The sequence below is a fragment of the Pseudomonas sp. OE 28.3 genome (genome assembly GCF_014268205.2).
Classification (GTDB): domain Bacteria; phylum Pseudomonadota; class Gammaproteobacteria; order Pseudomonadales; family Pseudomonadaceae; genus Aquipseudomonas; species Aquipseudomonas edaphica.
In genome coordinates, this window is record NZ_CP077082.1 from 5,115,837 (window position 1) to 5,131,931 (window position 16,095).

The following is a 16,095-nucleotide window of genomic DNA, read 5'->3' on the forward strand; positions in this document are numbered from 1 at the left end:
CTACCGGCCTGGGTGGGTGAGGCCGATACTCGGTCCATCAACTACTTGGAGAACGACATGACCACACACAATCTCAGCGGCAAAGTTGCATTGATCCAGGGCGGTTCCCGCGGTATTGGCGCCGCCATCGTCAAACGCCTGGCAGCGCAAGGTGCAGCCGTTGCTTTTACCTACGTCAGCTCTGCCGCCAAGGCCGAGGCACTGCAAAACAGCGTGATCAGCGCAGGCGGCAAAGCCTTGGCCATTCAGGCCGACAGTGCCGATGCCACGGCGATTCGCAACGCCGTCAACGCCACCGTCGAAGCCTTTGGGCGCCTGGATATCCTGGTGAACAACGCCGGTGTGCTGGCCATCGCGCCACTGGAAGATTTCAAGCTGGAAGACTTCGACCAGACCCTGACGATCAATGTGCGCAGTGTATTTATCGCCACTCAGGAAGCGGCCAAACACATGGGTGAAGGCGGCCGCGTGATCAATATCGGCAGCACCAATGCCGAGCGCATGCCGTTTGGCGGTGGCGGGCCGTATGCGATGAGCAAGGCGGCGCTGGTGGGGCTGACCAAGGGCCTGGCACGGGATCTGGGACCGCGTGGCATCACCATTAACAATGTGCAGCCTGGGCCGGTGGATACCGATATGAACCCGGCAGACAGTGAGTTTGCAGCGAGTTTGATTGGCTTGATGGCGGTTGGGCGGTATGGGCAGGTCGAAGAGATTGCCAGCTTCGTGGCGTATCTGGCCGGTCCGGAGGCGGGCTACATCACGGGTGCGAGCTTGACCATTGATGGTGGTTTCAGCGCATAACCAAATGTGGGAGCTGGCTTGCCTGCGATGGCGATCTTGAGGACGCTATCGCAGGCAAGCCAGCTCCCACATTTTTTTGACCGTGTTGGGTCAGGACATTGGTGGCAAGCCGTAGGCCGCCAGGTCGAAGTCCGCCAGCTTGCGGATGATCTGGTCGGCATGCTGGTACTTGCTGTCGGCCATGGCTTCATCGGGCACGGCGATGGCGGTCATGTGGGCAGCCTTGGCGGCGGTCACGCCAAACGGCGAGTCTTCAAACACCAGGCAATCCTCGGGCGCGACACCCAAGCGGCGGGCGGCAGTGAGGAAGATATCCGGCGCGGGCTTGGCGGCACCCACTTCTGGGTCATCGGCGGTGACGATCGTGCCGAACAAGCCAAACCACTCACGGTGCAAGGTGGTCTTGTGGCCAAACGAATTGCGCGACGAACTGGTGCCCACGGCAATCGGGATGTTGTGCGCCTTCAAATGTCGCACCAGCGCTTCGGCACCCGGCATGCCCAAGGCCTTGGGGAAACGCTCGCTCATCAGCGGTTCGCGAATCAGCAGAAACTCTGCCGGGGTGATCGGCAAGTCCAGCGCCTTCACCACATATTCAGCCAGGTCCTGAGCGCCCCGGCCGATGATGTGCTGCTTGATGCCCCAGTCGTAGGTGCGGCCGTAGCGTTCGGCGATAATCTGTGTGACTTCGGTGTAGATACCTTCAGTGTCCAGCAACAACCCGTCCATATCGAAAATCACGGCCTTGATCGGACCGACTGGAGTACGCGGTACATTCATCGCAACAGCACCTTGGGGAAGGACTAAAAGGTTTCAGCACAATAGCGGCCTACAGCGTAGGTAAGCAACCTTGGCGGCCCTCCACCCTGCGGCGCTATTCAAGGTGCCCACAATGCGCTGTACTTGTATGACTTCAACCGCAGCAACACACCGAAAAAGCTGCGCGTGTTTATCGACTACCTGCAAACTCACCTCCAGCCTTGATAAAAGCGAACCTCTTCATGCTCTATCGCATTGCCGCCGACAGCCTGGTGCTGTTCCACCTGTGTTTTATCCTGTTCGTGCTGTTTGGCGGGTTGCTGGCCCTCAAGTGGCGGCCGGTGATGTGGCTGCACCTGCCCGCCGCGGCCTGGGGCGTGGCAGTGGAAGTGTTCCACCTGCCCTGCCCGCTGACCCGCTGGGAGAACCTGCTGCGCCACCTCGCCGGGCAGGACGGTTATGGCGGCGGTTTTATCGAGCATTACATTCTTACGCTGATCTACCCGGACGGGCTGACCCCACAGATTCAACTGGGGCTGGGCGCCGTGGTGTTGCTGATCAACAGTGCGGTGTATGTACGCTTGATCAGACAGCGTCAGGCAAACACCCCAGACCGAGCAACGTAGCTTCCACCGCCTGCTCCAGCGGCGTGTGCGGCTCGCGCCCCAAAGCCGCGACCAAGCGCGTGTTTTCCAGACGCAATGGGGTTTGCCACAGGTAACGCATCTCCTGCATTTCGCGAAGGGTGACGACAAAGGGCGCGGCCACTTTCAGCAACCACCATGGGAAACGACCTACGCGTGGTTGCTGGCCCGTCCTGCGCAACACCTCCTGCTGGATCGCCTGGGTCATCTGCGTGCCATCCGTGTCCATATGCCCGGCCATATGAAAGCGCGCAAAAGCCTCCAGGGTTGACCGGCGTTCAAGCAACTCGACCATGGTGCGCGCCACATCCGGCAAATAAGCCCATTGATGCGCCACACCCGGTGCGCCCGGATAACTGATGGCGTGTACCGGTTTACCGGGTTTGATCAAGCCTTGGGCAAACCAGTTGTTGGCCACCCGAGCGCCGAAAAAATCCCCGGCGCGCACAATCAACACACGGGCGCCACGGCGGGACGCCTGTTCCAGACGCTGCTCGAGTTGTACGCGGATAGCCCCCTTGCGCGTTTGCGGGTGCTGCGGCGAATCTTCATACAGCACCGGAAACACATCCGGCCCGAAGTTGTAGACCGTGCCCGGCAACACAATCGTCGCGCCCTCGGCGATGGCCGCCGCAATGCTGTTGTCGATCATCGGCATGACCAGCTCAGCCCAATTGCGGTAACCCGGTGGGTTGACGGCATGTACGATCACCGCACAACCACGGGCCGCGGCGCGTACCTCATCACGGTTGAGCGCGTCGCCCTCGATCCAGGAAAAGTCGGCATTCGCGCGGCGCGCCTTGCCCACATCCCGCGTCAGTGCACACACCTCCCAGCCTGCCGCGTGCAGTTGCCGCGCCACTTCACCGCCGATCCCGCCGGTTGCCCCCAGTACCAGAACCTTGCTCATGACCTTCTCCTGCATTAGTTGGTGAGGCCATTGTGTGTGCAGCCTTGCTATAGATAAATTGCCCAAGACCATCCAGCCGCTATACATTTATGCATGGCATCGACTATTGGATGGGAGCTTTACCGGTCGTTCCTTGGCGTACTCAAGGAGGGATCGTTATCGGGTGCCGCGCGGCAGCTCGGTATCACACAGCCTACGGTGGGCCGGCACATCGCGGCGCTCGAAGCCGAACTGGGCGTGGTGCTGTTTACCCGTTCGCCTGCCGGGCTGTTGCCGACGGCGGTGGCCCACACCTTGCGCGCCCATGCCGAAACCATGGAACGCACTGCCGCGGCCCTGGAGCGCGCCGCGTCTGCCCACGGCGATGAAGTGCGCGGGGTGGTGCGGGTGTCGGCCAGCGAGGTGGTCGGCGTGGAAGTACTGCCGCCGATCATCACCCAATTGCGCCGCGAGCACCCGCACTTGCGGGTTGAACTGGTGCTGACCAACCGCCTCAGCGACCTGCTGCAATTGGAGGCCGACATCGCCGTGCGGATGGTCCGCCCCAGCCAGGAGCAACTGCTGGCGCAGCGCGTCGGCCTGATCGAAGTGGGACTGCACGCCCGCGACGATTACCTGCAACTGCAGGGCGCCCCTTTGCAGATGCAAGACCTGGCTGGCCATTCAGTGATCGGCTTCGACCAGGAAAACGCGTTTATCCGCAGCCTGGCGATCAAGGGCTTTGAACGCAGCGCCTTCGCCATCAGCAGCGACAGCGACCTGGCGCAATTGGCGCTGATCCGCGCCGGTGCCGGTATCGGCGGCTGCCAGGTGCAACTGGCCAAGCGCGACCCGCGTTTGCGCCGGGTACTGCCCGATGGCTTTGCGCTCAAATTGGACACCTGGGTGACCATGCACGAAGACCTGCGCAACAGCCCGCGCTGCCGGGTGACATTCGACGCGCTGGTGCAAGGTTTGCAGCGTTACGTACAGGATTGAGACAGCTTCACTGGTAAAGAATCAGTCTCCCTCAGTCCCTTCATAGACGCCCCCATGTCCGAAGCCTTCGAAGTCCCCAGCCCCCACGAAAAACACATCGAACACACCACCGAACATGCGCACGGGCGCGGTGACAATTTCGCCAGCCGCATCGCCGTAATGACCGCGTTGATGGCCACCCTGGGTGCCATGCTCAGCTACCAGGCCGGCTCCACCGAAAGCGAAGCGGCCATGGACAAGAACAACGCCGCCATCATCAAGACCGAAGCCGCCAACCAGTGGAACTACTACCAGGCCAAATCCAGCCGCCAGAACCTGGCGGAGCTGGCCACGCATATTCCGGGTGTAGATGCCGCGCATTACAAGGACGAAATCGAGCGCTACAAGGGCCAGAAGGAGGAGGTGCGCAAACAGGCCGAGAAGCTTGAGGCGACATCCAAGGAATGGGACCAGAAATCCGAAGAGGCACTGCACCAGCATCACCGCTGGGCGCAGGCAATGACCGCGATTCAGATCGCGATTTCGTTGGCGGCGATTACGTTGTTGACGCGTAAAGAGTGGCTCAAGCGCCTGTCCTACACCGCAGGTGGAGTGGCGATGGTGCTGGGTAGCCTGGCCTGGCTGCACCTCTGACAGCATGTGGGAGCTGGCTTGCCTGCTCCCACATTTGATCTGTGGTGTTTTAACGGTTGGGTTCCATCTCGGCATCGCTATATAGTAAAACGCATAACGACCAGCACAGCCTGACTGCGAGGGAACACCGGTGACTGCACAACCCAAAGAAGCCGTGGGCGCCGCCTACAGCATCGACGCCATGCGCTACGCCCAAGCCATGACCTGGCAAGCCATCGAACACCTCGCCCAACGCATCCGCCCCGGCATGCTTGAATCCGAGGCTCGCGAGCTGGGCAAACAGGTACTCACTGAGCTCGACATGCAACGCATCTGGCACCCGCTGCTGGTGCGTTTCGGCGCCAACACCCTCAAGGCTTTCAACCAACGCTCCGAAGGCGACCCGGTGCTGGCTGAAAACGATATCTTCCTCATCGACATGGGCGCCGTGTGGCAAGGCCATGAAGGCGACGCCGGAGCCACCTTCACCGTTGGCAACGACGCGGACATGATCGCCTGCGCCAACGCCGCCAAGGCGCTGTTCGACCGCGTACAATCGCGCTGGCAAAACGACCAGGTCGCAGGCCTTGAGCTTTACCGCTACGCCCAAGAGCAAGCCCAAGCCATGGGCTGGCGCTTGAACCTCGACATCAAGGGCCACCGCGTCAGCGACTTCCCCCATGCCATCCATCGCGGCGGCGACCTGGGCGATTTCGAGCATTACCCGAATGCCGGGCTGTGGATCCTGGAAATCCAGATCGCCCACCCGAGCAAGCCCTACGGCGCTTTTTACGAAGACCTACTCGCTTAAGGAACATCCATGGAACGCTCCACCCAATTTCCCGTGCTGCTGTTTTCCTACGGCACCTTGCAGGACAAGGCCGTGCAACTGGCCAACTTCGGCCGGGAACTGGTCGGCCAGCACGACGCCATGCTCGGCTATGCGCAAAGCTGGGTAGAAATTACCGACCCGCAAGTGCTCGCCACCAGCGGCAAGACCCATCACCCGATTGTCGCGCGCACCGAGGAAAAAGCTGCCAGCGTTGAAGGCATGGTCTTTCAGATTAACGAGCAGGAACTGGCGGCAGCGGATGCGTATGAGGTGTCGGACTATAAGCGCGTGTCCGTGGCGTTGGCTTCGGGTCTTACAGCGTGGGTGTACGTGCAGGTGTGAAAATGAAACATCCAGGTAATTGATTTCAATCTGCCAATGCAGGAATTAAAGTAGCGCCCCCTCGAGAATTGAATCCCGAGGGTCAGTCCATGGAGTTTCACAGTGAAGTACGTCAGTAAAGTAGTTGCAGCAGCTGTTCTCGGTTTCACCCTCGCAGGCTGCACCGGCACCGCCATCAAATCCCCGCAGTACGACAGCAGCCAATACACCGTTTTGGGCCACAGTGAAGGCAGTGCCACCGGCATCATGTTGCTCGGCGTCATCCCGATCGGCCAGAACAACCGCTTCGTGCGCGCCCAGGATGCCGCCATCAAGGCCAAAGGCGGCGACGCGCTGATCAACACCCAAGTGCAGGAAAAATGGTTCTGGGCCTGGGTACTGAATGGTTACACCACCAAGATTTCGGGTGATGTGATCAAGCTGAAAACCGCGCAGTAAGTATCAAGTTGTCAGGGCGCAGACCCTGGCAAGCGACGTATCATGGGCCAACCATTCGAGGACGGCCCATGAACCTCAGTATTCTCTACGCACTCGCCGCTGCTGCCCTGTTCGGCGCCAGCACGCCGCTCGCCAAAAGCCTCGGCCTGAACCTTTCGCCCGTACTGCTCGCCGGCCTGCTCTACCTCGGCAGCGGTCTAGGCCTGGCCTGCGTGCGCCTTATCCGTGATCGCGGCTGGAAACCCAGCGGGCTGACCCGTGCTGAATGGCCCTGGCTGCTCGGCGCCATCGCCTTCGGTGGCATCCTCGGCCCGGTTGCCTTGATGTTCGGCCTCACGCGCACCGCCGGCGCGACCGCCTCCCTGATGCTCAACCTTGAATCGGTGCTGACTGCCGTGATCGCCTGGCTGGTGTTCAGAGAAAACGCCGACCGCCGCATCGTCCTCGGCATGCTCGCGATCGTGCTGGGCGGCGTGGTGCTGTCATGGTCCGACGGCGGCGGCGCCAGCCACGACTGGACCGGGCCGTTTGCCGTGGCGCTGGCGTGCGTGTGCTGGGGGATTGATAACAACCTGACGCGCAAAGTCTCGGCCTCGGACGCGCTGTTTATCGCCGGCGCCAAGGGCTTGATAGCCGGGCTGGTGAATGGCAGCCTGGCGCTTTACCTCGGCGCGCAGATTCCAGGGATGGCACAGCTGGCGCCGATCTTGTTGGTTGGTTTTTTGGGGTATGGCATCAGCCTGGTCATGTTCGTGCTGGCGTTGCGGGGGTTGGGCAGCGCACGCACGGGCGCTTACTTCTCGACGGCGCCGTTCCTCGGCGCGGCTGTTGCCCTGCTGGCATTTGGGGAATCGGTAACGGTGGCGTTCTGGATTGCATCCGCGCTGATGGCCGTGGGCGTGTGGCTGCACCTGACGGAGCGGCATGCCCATGAGCATCTGCATGAAGCGACGGAACATGGGCATCGGCATGTGCATGATGAACATCATCAGCATGAGCACGGGTTTGAGTGGGACCCGGCGCAGCCGCATAGCCATGTGCACGTTCATAGTGTGATGCGGCATAGCCATGCGCATTTTCCGGATGTGCATCATCGGCATCGGCATTGAGGGCCGGCAGTTCACAAAATGTATTAGGGCGGCTCGATTGGCCGCCCTTTTAGCGAAATACGGTTACGTTCAGGCGTAGCGCCCCTTGTAACCTTTATGCTCGTACTCCCAGCCCTTGCACGCCAGCCCCACATGCTTGGGAATCAAAGCAGCGCCGCTGCTATAGGCGGTGATGGTCCTGCGAGAGAACCCCAACTCCACAGCCGCTGCGGAAAGGGACAGGTTGTTACTGAGCATCCACTGCCGGAAATCCTGTGTCAGCATCACCTCACCGGATTGCTCCAATGCTAGACGGTGCAGCGTGACAGCTGACAGTTCGAGGTCGTTACCCCACGTCACATCAAACCCCCACTCACCGACTTCTACTTGGCTAAATCGAGCCAAATCCAGAAGAGGTTTGAGGATCGGAAAGGCATTTATATGATCGAGAAGATCAACGGTATGCCGCTTGCCGTTATTCCATTCGATCTGTAAGGCATGCTTGCCGGCAACTGGTTGCACAGCAGAGATGCGAAGCTTGCTGGTCATAAGTCAGTTCCTCCGGTTTTGTTCATCCCATACGCGCTTGAGATCCGCGATATGAGCTTTTGCCCAAAGCAGGGCGGCTTTCAAGGCCTTTGTTTCTGCCCCTGTACCGAGCACAACAAGCCCTTCTATCTGGACCAACGACTCGCCATCCGGCGTTTGCACGTGAAAGTGCGGCGGCGCGTGGTCGTCGGGATAGATTTTTATTTCCAGCTTCGTTCACTGCGAAGGGTCGCCATGGAGACGGACGCTAGAGAAAAAATTTCCCTAGCACAATTGTAATTTCAAACGTTTACTCGATTTGCCACTCCCGAGGTTGCAGGGTTCGTAGGTAGGACTGCCCATGCCCAGCAATCCAGGCAACGTCCTACAAACCGTTCAGAAGCGTCGGCCTCGCACTTCAAAATCGTCGAGCCTATAGTCACTCGGTCGCCCATATGGCGGCCGGGTTTGGCGACTCGATGATAAGACGGAATGTAAACGACGCTATTTCAGGCGACTGCCATTTTTGGCTGTAGACCATGAAAACTCCGTCGTTATTATCTTTGTCTCAATGGATTTAACGCATGAACCAATACATAGCCCTCACCAGCAACGACAGCGCCACCCCCGCCCTTTTTGTCGATACCACCGTCCCCCTGGAAATCCTCCTCGACGCCGCGAGTTTTCGGCTGCGTGCCGTCACCCAAGTCCTTGAGAACCTTGCACTGCGCAGCGAGATCAGTAGTGATGCCGTTGTTCTCAGTGATTTTGCCCTGCTGTGCTCAATCCCGTTACGCGACGGCTGCGATTTGCTGGACGTGATAGGCCGGCGCATGGATATGCCCGGCGCGTGATCTAGAAACGGCAGTTTTCAAACTCCAGAGATCACAAAACCCCTGGTTTCTCCCGAAATCAGGGGTTCGATTGCCTCGCACGGAGTGCGTGACGAGACTCAAATAAATCTGTCCTTTTCCTTTCTCAGACAGCGGCTTTAGCATCCACCTGGTAAAAATCCGCCATGTAATCCACAAACGCCCTGACCTTGGGCGCCAAGTGCCGGGATTGCGGGTACAGCGCGTAATAACGCCACTCGCCCATCGAGTAGTTGGGCAGGATGGGCACCAGTTGCCCTTGAGCCAGGTTGTTGCGCACCGTCGCATGCGTAAAGCAGCCGATGCCGGCGCCGGCCAGTGTGGCGGCGTGCAAGGCAGTGATGGTGTTGGTCTTGAATTGGCCTTTGGGCGTGACGCTCACGGTTGCACCACGGGCCGAGGTGAGTTGCCAGTCTGACGCCTCCCCGACAAACCTCAGCAAGCGGTGCTCGTCGAGTTCCTGGGCGGTGCGCGGTAAACCGTGGGTGTGGATGTAGGCAGGCGACGCCACCAGCACGCGTTTTGAAACGGTGAGGGTGCGAGCGATCAGGGTGGTATCGCCCAAAGCGCTGGCGATGCGGATGGCGACATCGAAGCCCTCGGCCACCAGGTCAACGAATTTGTCGTCGCAGCACAGCTCAAGTTCGATATCGGGATAACGCTTCTGAAACCCCGGCAGCCAGTGCGGCAAATCCAGCGTGCCCACCACCAGCGGCACACTGACCCGCAACAGGCCTTCGGGGCGCTGATGCCCCTGTGCCATGGCCTGGGTAGCTGCATCGAGGCGGTCAAGAATATCGACACAGGCTGCGAAGTACTGCTCCCCAGGGCCGGTCAGGCTGAAACGTCGGGTATTGCGGTTGATCAACTGAACGCCCAGTTCAAGTTCCAGCTGCTGCAACTGCCGAGATATCGTCGAGTGGGTAGTGTCCAGCCGCTCTGCCGCAGCAGAGAAGCCCTTGGCCTCGACAATGCACCGAAAGGCGCGCATGGCAGATAGCTGATTCATGAAGCGGGCGTTACTCCAATGAGTGATCAGGCTGATCAGTGAACCGGCAAGGCGACGATTTGCGCGGTGGTCAGCACTGAACCGAAGGTGTCTTCGATCTCGGCCAGCGCCGAGTCATGCAGTTGGTCTTTGGTCACCGAACGCCCATTGGCGCGAGTGATGGCGCGGGTTGCCGTGGCGTCGGATGCTACCACAACGTCGTAGCCCAACGGCGTGGCGTCGCGGGCTGCAGCGGCGACACAGGCGTGGGTCATCAGGCCGGAAATGATCAGCGTCTTGATCCCGGCTTTCTTCAGCTGGGCATCAATATCGGTGCTGGCGAACACGCTGACGGTGGTTTTCTGAATCACCTTATCTTGTGGGCGCGGCTTCATCAGCGGATGGAAATCCACGGTCTTGCCATCTTTGGCAAATACTGCGGCGCCATTTGGAGCGATGTGCTGCACGTGGATCACCTGGATGTGTTCCTTGTCTGCGAAGGCAATCAGGCGCTGGGTGTTTTCCAGGGCTTTCATGCCATCCGGGATCGGCATGCGGCCGGTGTAGTACTCATTCTGGAAGTCGATCACCAACAGTGCGGTGGTCTTGGCGTCCAGTTTGTCAGTTGGCTTGGCACCGAACATGGCGCGAATGGTTGGGTGTGGGTTAGCCGGTGCCTCGGCGGCGGCAGCAAACTGGCCGAGGCCCATCATCAAGCCCAGGCCGATGACGGCAGATTTGAACAGCTTGGGCAGAAGGCGGCTCGATGGAGTGGCGAATGTGCAAGTCATGATGCAGTCCTGTTTGACGAGTTGAATTAGGGTGCTGAAAGGCCGACCGTTAGCGCACAGACAAGCCGATGACTTGGGACGTGGTCAGCACGTCACCAAAGGTGTCTTCAATTTCAGCGAGTGCCGAGGCATGCAGTTGGTCCTGGGTCACCGACTCACCGTTGGCACGGGTGATTGCCCTGGTTGCCGAGGCATCGCTAGCAACCACAATGGCGTAGCCCAATGCCGCACCATCACGGGCCGCACCCGCGACACAGGCGTGAGTCATCAGGCCGCAGATGATCAGGGTACGGATGCCCTGGTGCTGAAGTTGGTTGTGCAGGTCAGTGCTGGCGAACACGCTGACGCTGGTCTTCTGCACCAGTGTGTCTTGAGCGCGCGGCTGCATCAGTGGGTGGAAATCGACGGTGTTGCCGTCCTGGGCAAACACTGCAGAACCGGCTGGCGCGAGGTGCTGGATGTGAATGACCGGGATCTTCTGCTGGTCGGCGAATTCGATCAGGCACTGGGCGTTATGTAACGCGGTGGCGCCGTCGGGGATCGGCATCTTGCCGTTGAAATATTCGTTCTGGAAATCGATGACCAACAGTGCGGTGGTGGCTGGATCAAGCTGGGTGACGGGTGTTGCGCCAGACATTGCGCGGATGGTCGGTTGAGAGGGGTTGGTCATTTGTGCGTTTCCTTAAACCGTGACGGGGTGAGTGGCGTCGAGTTTAAGGGGGGCTTTCATGTTTGAAATACACACAGGAATGAACAATATCTGTGCAAAAACTGCACATTTATTGCGAAATAAACCGGTCGTGTCCAGCTAATATCAGGCAGTTAAGAGGTCACTTTATTGTGGCGAGCAGGCCACCCCTGTGTTGATCCACGAAGCGGTGTAAGCACTTTCTTACTGGCCCACCAAGAGAAGTGAGCGATTGAATAAATCCGTCCCGTTTTTCAGTGTTAGCCAGTTGAGGTGGGATTGGTATACCAGCCATACCGGATCTGGTATCCACGCTCACAAAAAAGCCCCCCACACTTGGCTTCGATGTGGGGGGCCTGTTTTATATAAGTGGCGTTATTCGAATTTCGCTTTCAATCTAACTTTCGTGAACCGTCGCAATCGGCCAATCGAAACCGACCGATCGCTTCTAGAAACCCGGGCTATTTACCTATATCTGGGTGTGGGTGTGAGCCTGTAACGAATCCGGCACACCAGTGCGAATTAACCCACCTTCCTCAATCCACGTTTGGGTCGACTGGTAAGCGCGCTTTAGGAGCTGATCTGTTTGGCTGAAATCGAATACCGAAGCATTTAATGGGCACAACGGCGCAACAACGTGAATAGACGCCCGCGGAGCGTACAACTCAATATCACGTACCAGTTGACGCATGCTCATTAAATTGAGTGTGTGCAAGGCTAATGCAACGAGCCCGATCGGCGGATTAGGGCAGGCACAACCGAAACCAGTTGGTACAATAACAACACGAGTGGCCCCTAGTGAGATTGCACTGGCAATAGGTGTGTTGCTAGCCACGCCACCGTCAATTAAGAGTTTGTTACTTATTCGGACGGGTGGAAACACCAGCGGGATTGCTGCACTGGCGAGTAAGGCCTGTTCAGCACTGCCACTGGAAAGTAACTCTTCAGCACCGCTGAGCAGATTGGTGGTGACGATATACAAAGGCAACTCAGTATCTTCGATCAATTTCACCGGCAGCGACCGGCGCACCAGGTGTTGTAACGCTGAAGCGCGTAGAAGATATCCACGACGTCGCAATATTGCCGTCAGGGTGTCGATTACAGAAAATGGAAACACATCCGCCTTTCGCAAACCCCGCCAGAAGTCAGCGAGCTCAGCGATCCCCTGCGCATTCGGCCTGGCTGCGAAATACGCACCATTGATGGCCCCGACAGATGCGCCGACCACCAGATCGAATCTAATGCCGTCTTCCACAAGAGCTTGCAACATTCCAACCTGAACCGCACCGAGGCTACCGCCACCTGCGAGAACGAGTGCAGTTTTTACAGTCGCCATGGCAGACCTCCAGTGGAAATCTCAGTACCATTTTTCGAGTGCCAACATCCAGGCAGTTGGGAAATCACCATGATGCTCACATATCAAAAACAGACTGGTACTCCGCAATTGCCGAAAAAACCTTTAAACGCGCTCGGTGCAAAAGCACTCTTACGTTAGTCAGCGATATTCCGAGGAGCGTAGAAATTTCATCCAGCTCCAATCCAGAGCGCTCTCTCAGTATCAACACGCTTCTTTGCAGATCCGGTAGCGCCTCAAGAGCAACGTTAATTCGAGTATATAGCTCGGATTCGCTCAGAAGTGCTTCGGGGCTATCTTCATGCAACGCCCCAGGCGAAGTGTAGGAAAGATCATCTACAAATAAAACGCTTCTTCCTTCAACCCAAGAGGTACATGGGATACAGTTCGATTCACTGCGCCGAGCTTTGTATCTACATTTCGCCGTATTCGACGTGATCCTTAGCATCCAGGTTTTTAAGCTGGATCGTCTCTGAAATTTCCCCATGCCTCTCACAATCGCAAGCCATGCATCTTGCACTACATCGTCCGCATGGCGCGGCCCCACGATTCCATAAGCTATGGCCCTCATTGCGCCCTGATGCGTGCACACCAAATCACGATATGCGTCTTGTTCTCCGCGCAATAGGCGGTCCAAAAAATGAGCGTCATCCGTGGCGTTCATGGCAGTACCTGACTGTGGTCCTATCATGATCGTAGCTGTCCTTGGCAGGAATGATGGTTCGGATCAAGAAATGCCTGAACCGCTCATCGCACTGCATCGCTTGATGATCTCGGATACTCATCGCACTCGAGCCCTCAAGAGGACATACGGATCAATCCCTCCGCTGGATGCACAGCACAGAGAATCAAATAAGGGAGGAGATTAGGTATGGCAATGAATCGCCTTTGCTTTGATTGACACCATTGAGTTGCAGCTACCTGCCAAAGTTAGCCAACCGCATACCCAATCAACGGCGCAGAGATGCAATGCATCTCGCGAACAAAAAACACACCAAAAATGCGCACTAGTCCCATGACGGCCCCATGGGGCTATTTTTTGGACGCCAAAAACCACAAACCCCCGACTTTCACTAGGAAAATCAGGGGTTTGTGTTTGTAGAATGTGGCGGTGAAGGAGAGATTCGAACTCTCGATACAATTTCTTGTATACACACTTTCCAGGCGTGCTCCTTAAGCCACTCGGACACTTCACCGTATCTCGTCAAACCAGTTCAGTCTGTCGAGGCGCGCTAATGTAGTCGAAAGCCTTTCTGATGGCAAAGGTTTTTTTCAGAATTTTCATGCGCTTAGACGGTTATGCCGGGACTCGCTCGGTGAGGGGTGGTGAATCTGCCATTCTTGGGCATCGGTTGCGGGTGTCTGGCGCGGCGGCTGTGCCCTGCTGCGGGCCGTCTACCCTTGGGAATGCGGGAAAAGTCTGACTGTGTAGTCAGTCACGGCGCTTTACCGGGGCGGGCGTGGTGGGTAACGTCTGCGCATGCGCTTCTATTAACAGCCTATCTATAACAATTCCTACAAGGAACCGCGTCATGAGTGAGTTGATTGCCTACCACCTCGAAGACGGTATCGCGACCCTGACCTTGAGCAACGGCAAGGTAAACGCCATTTCTCCGGCAGTGGTTGCTGAGTTCAACGCTGCGCTGGATCAGGCCGAGAAGGATCGGGCGGTGGTGATCATCACCGGCACGCCGGGGATTCTGTCGGGTGGTTATGATTTGAAGGTGATGACCGCTGGGCCTAAAGAAGCCATTGGCCTGGTGACATCGGGTTCGACGTTGGCGCGGCGCCTGTTGTCGCACCCGTTCCCGGTGATTGTGGCGTGCCCTGGGCATGCGGTGGCCAAGGGTGCGTTCCTGCTGTTGTCGGCGGATTACCGGATTGGCGTGGAAGGCCCGTTCAGCATTGGCCTGAACGAAGTGGCGATCGGCATGACCATGCACCACGCCGGTATCGAGTTGGCGCGGGATCGTCTGCGTAAATCGGCGTTTCATCGTTCGGTGATCAATGCCGAGATGTTTGATCCGCAGGGCGCGTTGGGCGCTGGCTTCCTGGATAAGGTGGTGGCGCCGGAGGAGTTGCACGCAGCGGCCCTGGAGGCTGCGCGGCAGCTGAAGAAGATCAATATGAACGCCCACAAACACACCAAGTTGAAGGTGCGTAAGGCACTGTTGGAAGCCTTGGATGATGCAATCATTCAGGATCAGGGCCACAACCTGGGCTAATGCCCTATAGCTGAGTAGCTAAAGGCAACATCTGTTCTGAGCGGGCTGTTGTGGCGAGCGGGCTTGCCCCGCGTTGGGCTGCGCAGCGGCCCCAGTAAAGGCACTGAGGTTTCGCCTGAAAGAACGCGGGGCCTGGTTTTGGGGCTGCTTCGCAGCCCAACGCGGGGCAAGCCCGCTCGCCACAGAATAGGTGGCCACCGTCAATAATTGTCTAGATACCTACAGCTGATGTGCCAAAGCCCGACCTTGAGTCGGGCTTTTTCTTACAAATAAATCCGAAACGTCTTTAGCCGCTCTAGTCGGGCTATGTCGGCATACGTTGAAACATGTGCTTAAACATCGCCCATCTCCTACGTCTGTAGGGGCAATTGCCGAATACAGTGCACATCCGTACACTGCGCCACCTTTTGTCCCGATGGGCTGTGTCGATGCTTTTTCTGTTACGTATGTTGTTGATGGGCCTGCACTTTATGGTCGCCGGGGTATTGGGCGTGCTGTTGGGTGTGTGCCGGCCGTTCAACCCGGACAACAGCCGCCTGTGTGCTCGTCTCTATGCGTTGCCTGCCATGCGTATCCTGGGCTTGCGCCTTAAGGCCGATGTCGACTCGTTGCGTAACAAGCCCGGCACCTGTGTGGTCATCGCCAACCATCAGTCCAACTATGACCTGTTTATATTCGGCAATGTGGTGCCCCATCGCACGGTGTGTATCGCTAAAAAGAGTCTGAAGTGGGTGCCGTTGTTCGGCCAGTTGTTCTGGCTGGCGGGCAATGTGTTGATTGACCGCGGCAATGCGCACAAGGCGCGCCGGGCGATGCTTACGACCACACAGACCTTGCAGCATGAGGACACCTCGATTTGGGTGTTCGCCGAAGGCACACGCAACCTGGGCAAAGGTTTGCTGCCGTTCAAGAAGGGCGCGTTCCATATGGCGATTGCGGCTGGCGTACCGATTGTGCAGGTGTGCGCCAGCACTTACGTCAAGCATATGCAGCTCAATCGCTGGAACAGCGGTGAGGTGCTCATACGCTCGTTGCCGCCGATTCCTACCGTCGGGCTGACTTCGGATGACATCCCGGCGTTGATGCAGACGTGTCAGGCGCAGATGGAGGCATGCATTGCCGAGATGGACCATGAGCTGCAAACCGCTTGGGCACCTGCGCCTTTGTGATTGATGGGGGGCTTCGCCCCCAGCGCAAGCAAGCTTGCTCGCCACAAAAAGCTGACCTCTGCACCGCAACAAG

At 58.0% G+C, this 16,095-nt stretch carries 19 protein-coding genes and 1 tRNA gene; 11 read left to right on the forward strand and 9 right to left on the reverse strand.

What is annotated here, in order from left to right; all coding sequences use genetic code 11:
• Window positions 1-57: 57 nt before the first annotated feature.
• The gene (locus tag HU759_RS22815) at window positions 58-804 is read left to right on the forward strand and encodes a 3-oxoacyl-ACP reductase family protein (protein WP_169984990.1); all 747 of its coding nucleotides are present in this window, start codon (window positions 58-60) and stop codon (window positions 802-804) included.
• Between the two features lie 90 nt (window positions 805-894).
• Here HU759_RS22815 and HU759_RS22820 read toward each other — a convergent pair whose 3' ends face one another.
• Window positions 895-1,584: an HAD-IA family hydrolase gene (locus HU759_RS22820; protein ID WP_169984992.1), complete on the reverse strand. Its 690-nt coding sequence runs from the start codon at window positions 1,582-1,584 to the stop codon at window positions 895-897.
• A 221-nt stretch (window positions 1,585-1,805) separates the two neighbouring features.
• Between HU759_RS22820 and HU759_RS22825 the strand changes: the two genes are divergently transcribed.
• Window positions 1,806-2,189 carry a DUF2784 domain-containing protein gene (locus HU759_RS22825; protein ID WP_176991429.1) on the forward strand — a complete coding sequence of 128 codons (384 nt, stop codon included), beginning with the start codon at window positions 1,806-1,808 and terminating at the stop codon, window positions 2,187-2,189.
• Here the strand turns inward: HU759_RS22825 and HU759_RS22830 are convergent.
• A complete protein-coding gene (locus HU759_RS22830) occupies window positions 2,149-3,117 on the reverse strand; it encodes an NAD-dependent epimerase/dehydratase family protein (protein ID WP_169984996.1) in 969 nt (322 codons plus the stop codon). The genes HU759_RS22825 and HU759_RS22830 overlap by 41 nt on opposite strands.
• 93 nt (window positions 3,118-3,210) lie before the next feature.
• Here HU759_RS22830 and HU759_RS22835 point away from each other — a divergent pair, with 93 nt between their 5' ends.
• From HU759_RS22835 to HU759_RS22860, 6 genes are all read left to right on the forward strand, one after another.
• The gene (locus HU759_RS22835) at window positions 3,211-4,095 is read left to right on the forward strand and encodes a LysR family transcriptional regulator (RefSeq protein ID WP_169984998.1); all 885 of its coding nucleotides are present in this window, start codon (window positions 3,211-3,213) and stop codon (window positions 4,093-4,095) included.
• A gap of 54 nt (window positions 4,096-4,149) precedes the next feature.
• Window positions 4,150-4,728 (forward strand): DUF4337 domain-containing protein, encoded by a 579-nt coding sequence (locus HU759_RS22840; RefSeq protein ID WP_017134636.1) that lies wholly within the window; start codon window positions 4,150-4,152, stop codon window positions 4,726-4,728.
• Between the two features lie 130 nt (window positions 4,729-4,858).
• Window positions 4,859-5,518, forward strand: coding sequence for a M24 family metallopeptidase (locus tag HU759_RS22845; protein WP_099548781.1), 660 nt, complete (start codon window positions 4,859-4,861; stop codon window positions 5,516-5,518).
• A gap of 9 nt (window positions 5,519-5,527) precedes the next feature.
• A complete protein-coding gene (locus tag HU759_RS22850) occupies window positions 5,528-5,881 on the forward strand; it encodes a gamma-glutamylcyclotransferase family protein (protein WP_099548780.1) in 354 nt (117 codons plus the stop codon).
• 102 nt (window positions 5,882-5,983) lie between these two features.
• Window positions 5,984-6,319, forward strand: a complete 336-nt coding sequence (locus tag HU759_RS22855; protein ID WP_017138311.1) for a hypothetical protein — start codon at window positions 5,984-5,986, stop codon at window positions 6,317-6,319.
• A 68-nt stretch (window positions 6,320-6,387) separates the two neighbouring features.
• Window positions 6,388-7,428: a DMT family transporter gene (locus tag HU759_RS22860; RefSeq protein ID WP_176991431.1), complete on the forward strand. Its 1,041-nt coding sequence runs from the start codon at window positions 6,388-6,390 to the stop codon at window positions 7,426-7,428.
• 69 nt (window positions 7,429-7,497) lie between these two features.
• Here the strand turns inward: HU759_RS22860 and HU759_RS22865 are convergent, their stop codons facing one another.
• Complete coding sequence (locus HU759_RS22865; protein WP_186617527.1) at window positions 7,498-7,956, reverse strand: DUF2442 domain-containing protein; 459 nt, start codon at window positions 7,954-7,956, stop codon at window positions 7,498-7,500.
• 563 nt (window positions 7,957-8,519) lie between these two features.
• On the opposite strand from HU759_RS22865, the gene HU759_RS22875 reads away from it, so the two are divergent.
• Window positions 8,520-8,789 carry a hypothetical protein gene (locus tag HU759_RS22875; RefSeq protein ID WP_017138315.1) on the forward strand — a complete coding sequence of 90 codons (270 nt, stop codon included), beginning with the start codon at window positions 8,520-8,522 and terminating at the stop codon, window positions 8,787-8,789.
• Window positions 8,790-8,913: 124 nt separating this feature from the next.
• On the opposite strand, the gene HU759_RS22880 is transcribed toward HU759_RS22875, so the two are convergent.
• The 6 genes from HU759_RS22880 to HU759_RS22905 all read right to left on the reverse strand — a co-directional run bounded on the left by HU759_RS22880 (window position 8,914) and on the right by HU759_RS22905 (window position 13,824).
• On the reverse strand, window positions 8,914-9,816 hold the full coding sequence (locus HU759_RS22880) for a LysR family transcriptional regulator (protein ID WP_026013790.1): 903 nt from the start codon (window positions 9,814-9,816) through the stop codon (window positions 8,914-8,916).
• 35 nt (window positions 9,817-9,851) lie between these two features.
• Window positions 9,852-10,586: an isochorismatase family protein gene (locus tag HU759_RS22885; RefSeq protein WP_186617526.1), complete on the reverse strand. Its 735-nt coding sequence runs from the start codon at window positions 10,584-10,586 to the stop codon at window positions 9,852-9,854.
• A gap of 49 nt (window positions 10,587-10,635) precedes the next feature.
• Window positions 10,636-11,256: an isochorismatase family protein gene (locus HU759_RS22890; RefSeq protein ID WP_169985008.1), complete on the reverse strand. Its 621-nt coding sequence runs from the start codon at window positions 11,254-11,256 to the stop codon at window positions 10,636-10,638.
• Window positions 11,257-11,743: 487 nt separating this feature from the next.
• Window positions 11,744-12,610 (reverse strand): patatin-like phospholipase family protein, encoded by an 867-nt coding sequence (locus HU759_RS22895; RefSeq protein WP_186617525.1) that lies wholly within the window; start codon window positions 12,608-12,610, stop codon window positions 11,744-11,746.
• Between the two features lie 76 nt (window positions 12,611-12,686).
• Window positions 12,687-13,292, reverse strand: coding sequence for an RNA polymerase sigma factor (locus HU759_RS22900; RefSeq protein WP_169985012.1), 606 nt, complete (start codon window positions 13,290-13,292; stop codon window positions 12,687-12,689).
• Between the two features lie 442 nt (window positions 13,293-13,734).
• Window positions 13,735-13,824: transfer RNA gene (locus HU759_RS22905), tRNA-Ser, on the reverse strand.
• A gap of 336 nt (window positions 13,825-14,160) precedes the next feature.
• Between HU759_RS22905 and HU759_RS22910 the strand changes: the two genes are divergently transcribed.
• Complete coding sequence (locus tag HU759_RS22910) at window positions 14,161-14,853, forward strand: crotonase/enoyl-CoA hydratase family protein (RefSeq protein ID WP_017138321.1); 693 nt, start codon at window positions 14,161-14,163, stop codon at window positions 14,851-14,853.
• A gap of 428 nt (window positions 14,854-15,281) precedes the next feature.
• Window positions 15,282-16,022 carry a 1-acylglycerol-3-phosphate O-acyltransferase gene (locus HU759_RS22915; RefSeq protein WP_017138322.1) on the forward strand — a complete coding sequence of 247 codons (741 nt, stop codon included), beginning with the start codon at window positions 15,282-15,284 and terminating at the stop codon, window positions 16,020-16,022.
• Window positions 16,023-16,095: the final 73 nt, after the last annotated feature.

Coding starts and splice junctions, on each gene's coding strand:
- HU759_RS22815 (WP_169984990.1), top strand. CDS start 58: ATGACCACACACAATCTCAGCGGCAAAGTTGCATTGATCCAGGGCGGT.
- HU759_RS22820 (WP_169984992.1), bottom strand. CDS start 1,584: ATGAATGTACCGCGTACTCCAGTCGGTCCGATCAAGGCCGTGATTTTC.
- HU759_RS22825 (WP_176991429.1), top strand. CDS start 1,806: ATGCTCTATCGCATTGCCGCCGACAGCCTGGTGCTGTTCCACCTGTGT.
- HU759_RS22830 (WP_169984996.1), bottom strand. CDS start 3,117: ATGAGCAAGGTTCTGGTACTGGGGGCAACCGGCGGGATCGGCGGTGAA.
- HU759_RS22835 (WP_169984998.1), top strand. CDS start 3,211: ATGGCATCGACTATTGGATGGGAGCTTTACCGGTCGTTCCTTGGCGTA.
- HU759_RS22840 (WP_017134636.1), top strand. CDS start 4,150: ATGTCCGAAGCCTTCGAAGTCCCCAGCCCCCACGAAAAACACATCGAA.
- HU759_RS22850 (WP_099548780.1), top strand. CDS start 5,528: ATGGAACGCTCCACCCAATTTCCCGTGCTGCTGTTTTCCTACGGCACC.
- HU759_RS22860 (WP_176991431.1), top strand. CDS start 6,388: ATGAACCTCAGTATTCTCTACGCACTCGCCGCTGCTGCCCTGTTCGGC.
- HU759_RS22865 (WP_186617527.1), bottom strand. CDS start 7,956: ATGACCAGCAAGCTTCGCATCTCTGCTGTGCAACCAGTTGCCGGCAAG.
- HU759_RS22875 (WP_017138315.1), top strand. CDS start 8,520: ATGAACCAATACATAGCCCTCACCAGCAACGACAGCGCCACCCCCGCC.
- HU759_RS22880 (WP_026013790.1), bottom strand. CDS start 9,816: ATGAATCAGCTATCTGCCATGCGCGCCTTTCGGTGCATTGTCGAGGCC.
- HU759_RS22885 (WP_186617526.1), bottom strand. CDS start 10,586: ATGACTTGCACATTCGCCACTCCATCGAGCCGCCTTCTGCCCAAGCTG.
- HU759_RS22890 (WP_169985008.1), bottom strand. CDS start 11,256: ATGACCAACCCCTCTCAACCGACCATCCGCGCAATGTCTGGCGCAACA.
- HU759_RS22895 (WP_186617525.1), bottom strand. CDS start 12,610: ATGGCGACTGTAAAAACTGCACTCGTTCTCGCAGGTGGCGGTAGCCTC.
- HU759_RS22900 (WP_169985012.1), bottom strand. CDS start 13,292: ATGAACGCCACGGATGACGCTCATTTTTTGGACCGCCTATTGCGCGGA.
- HU759_RS22910 (WP_017138321.1), top strand. CDS start 14,161: ATGAGTGAGTTGATTGCCTACCACCTCGAAGACGGTATCGCGACCCTG.
- HU759_RS22915 (WP_017138322.1), top strand. CDS start 15,282: ATGCTTTTTCTGTTACGTATGTTGTTGATGGGCCTGCACTTTATGGTC.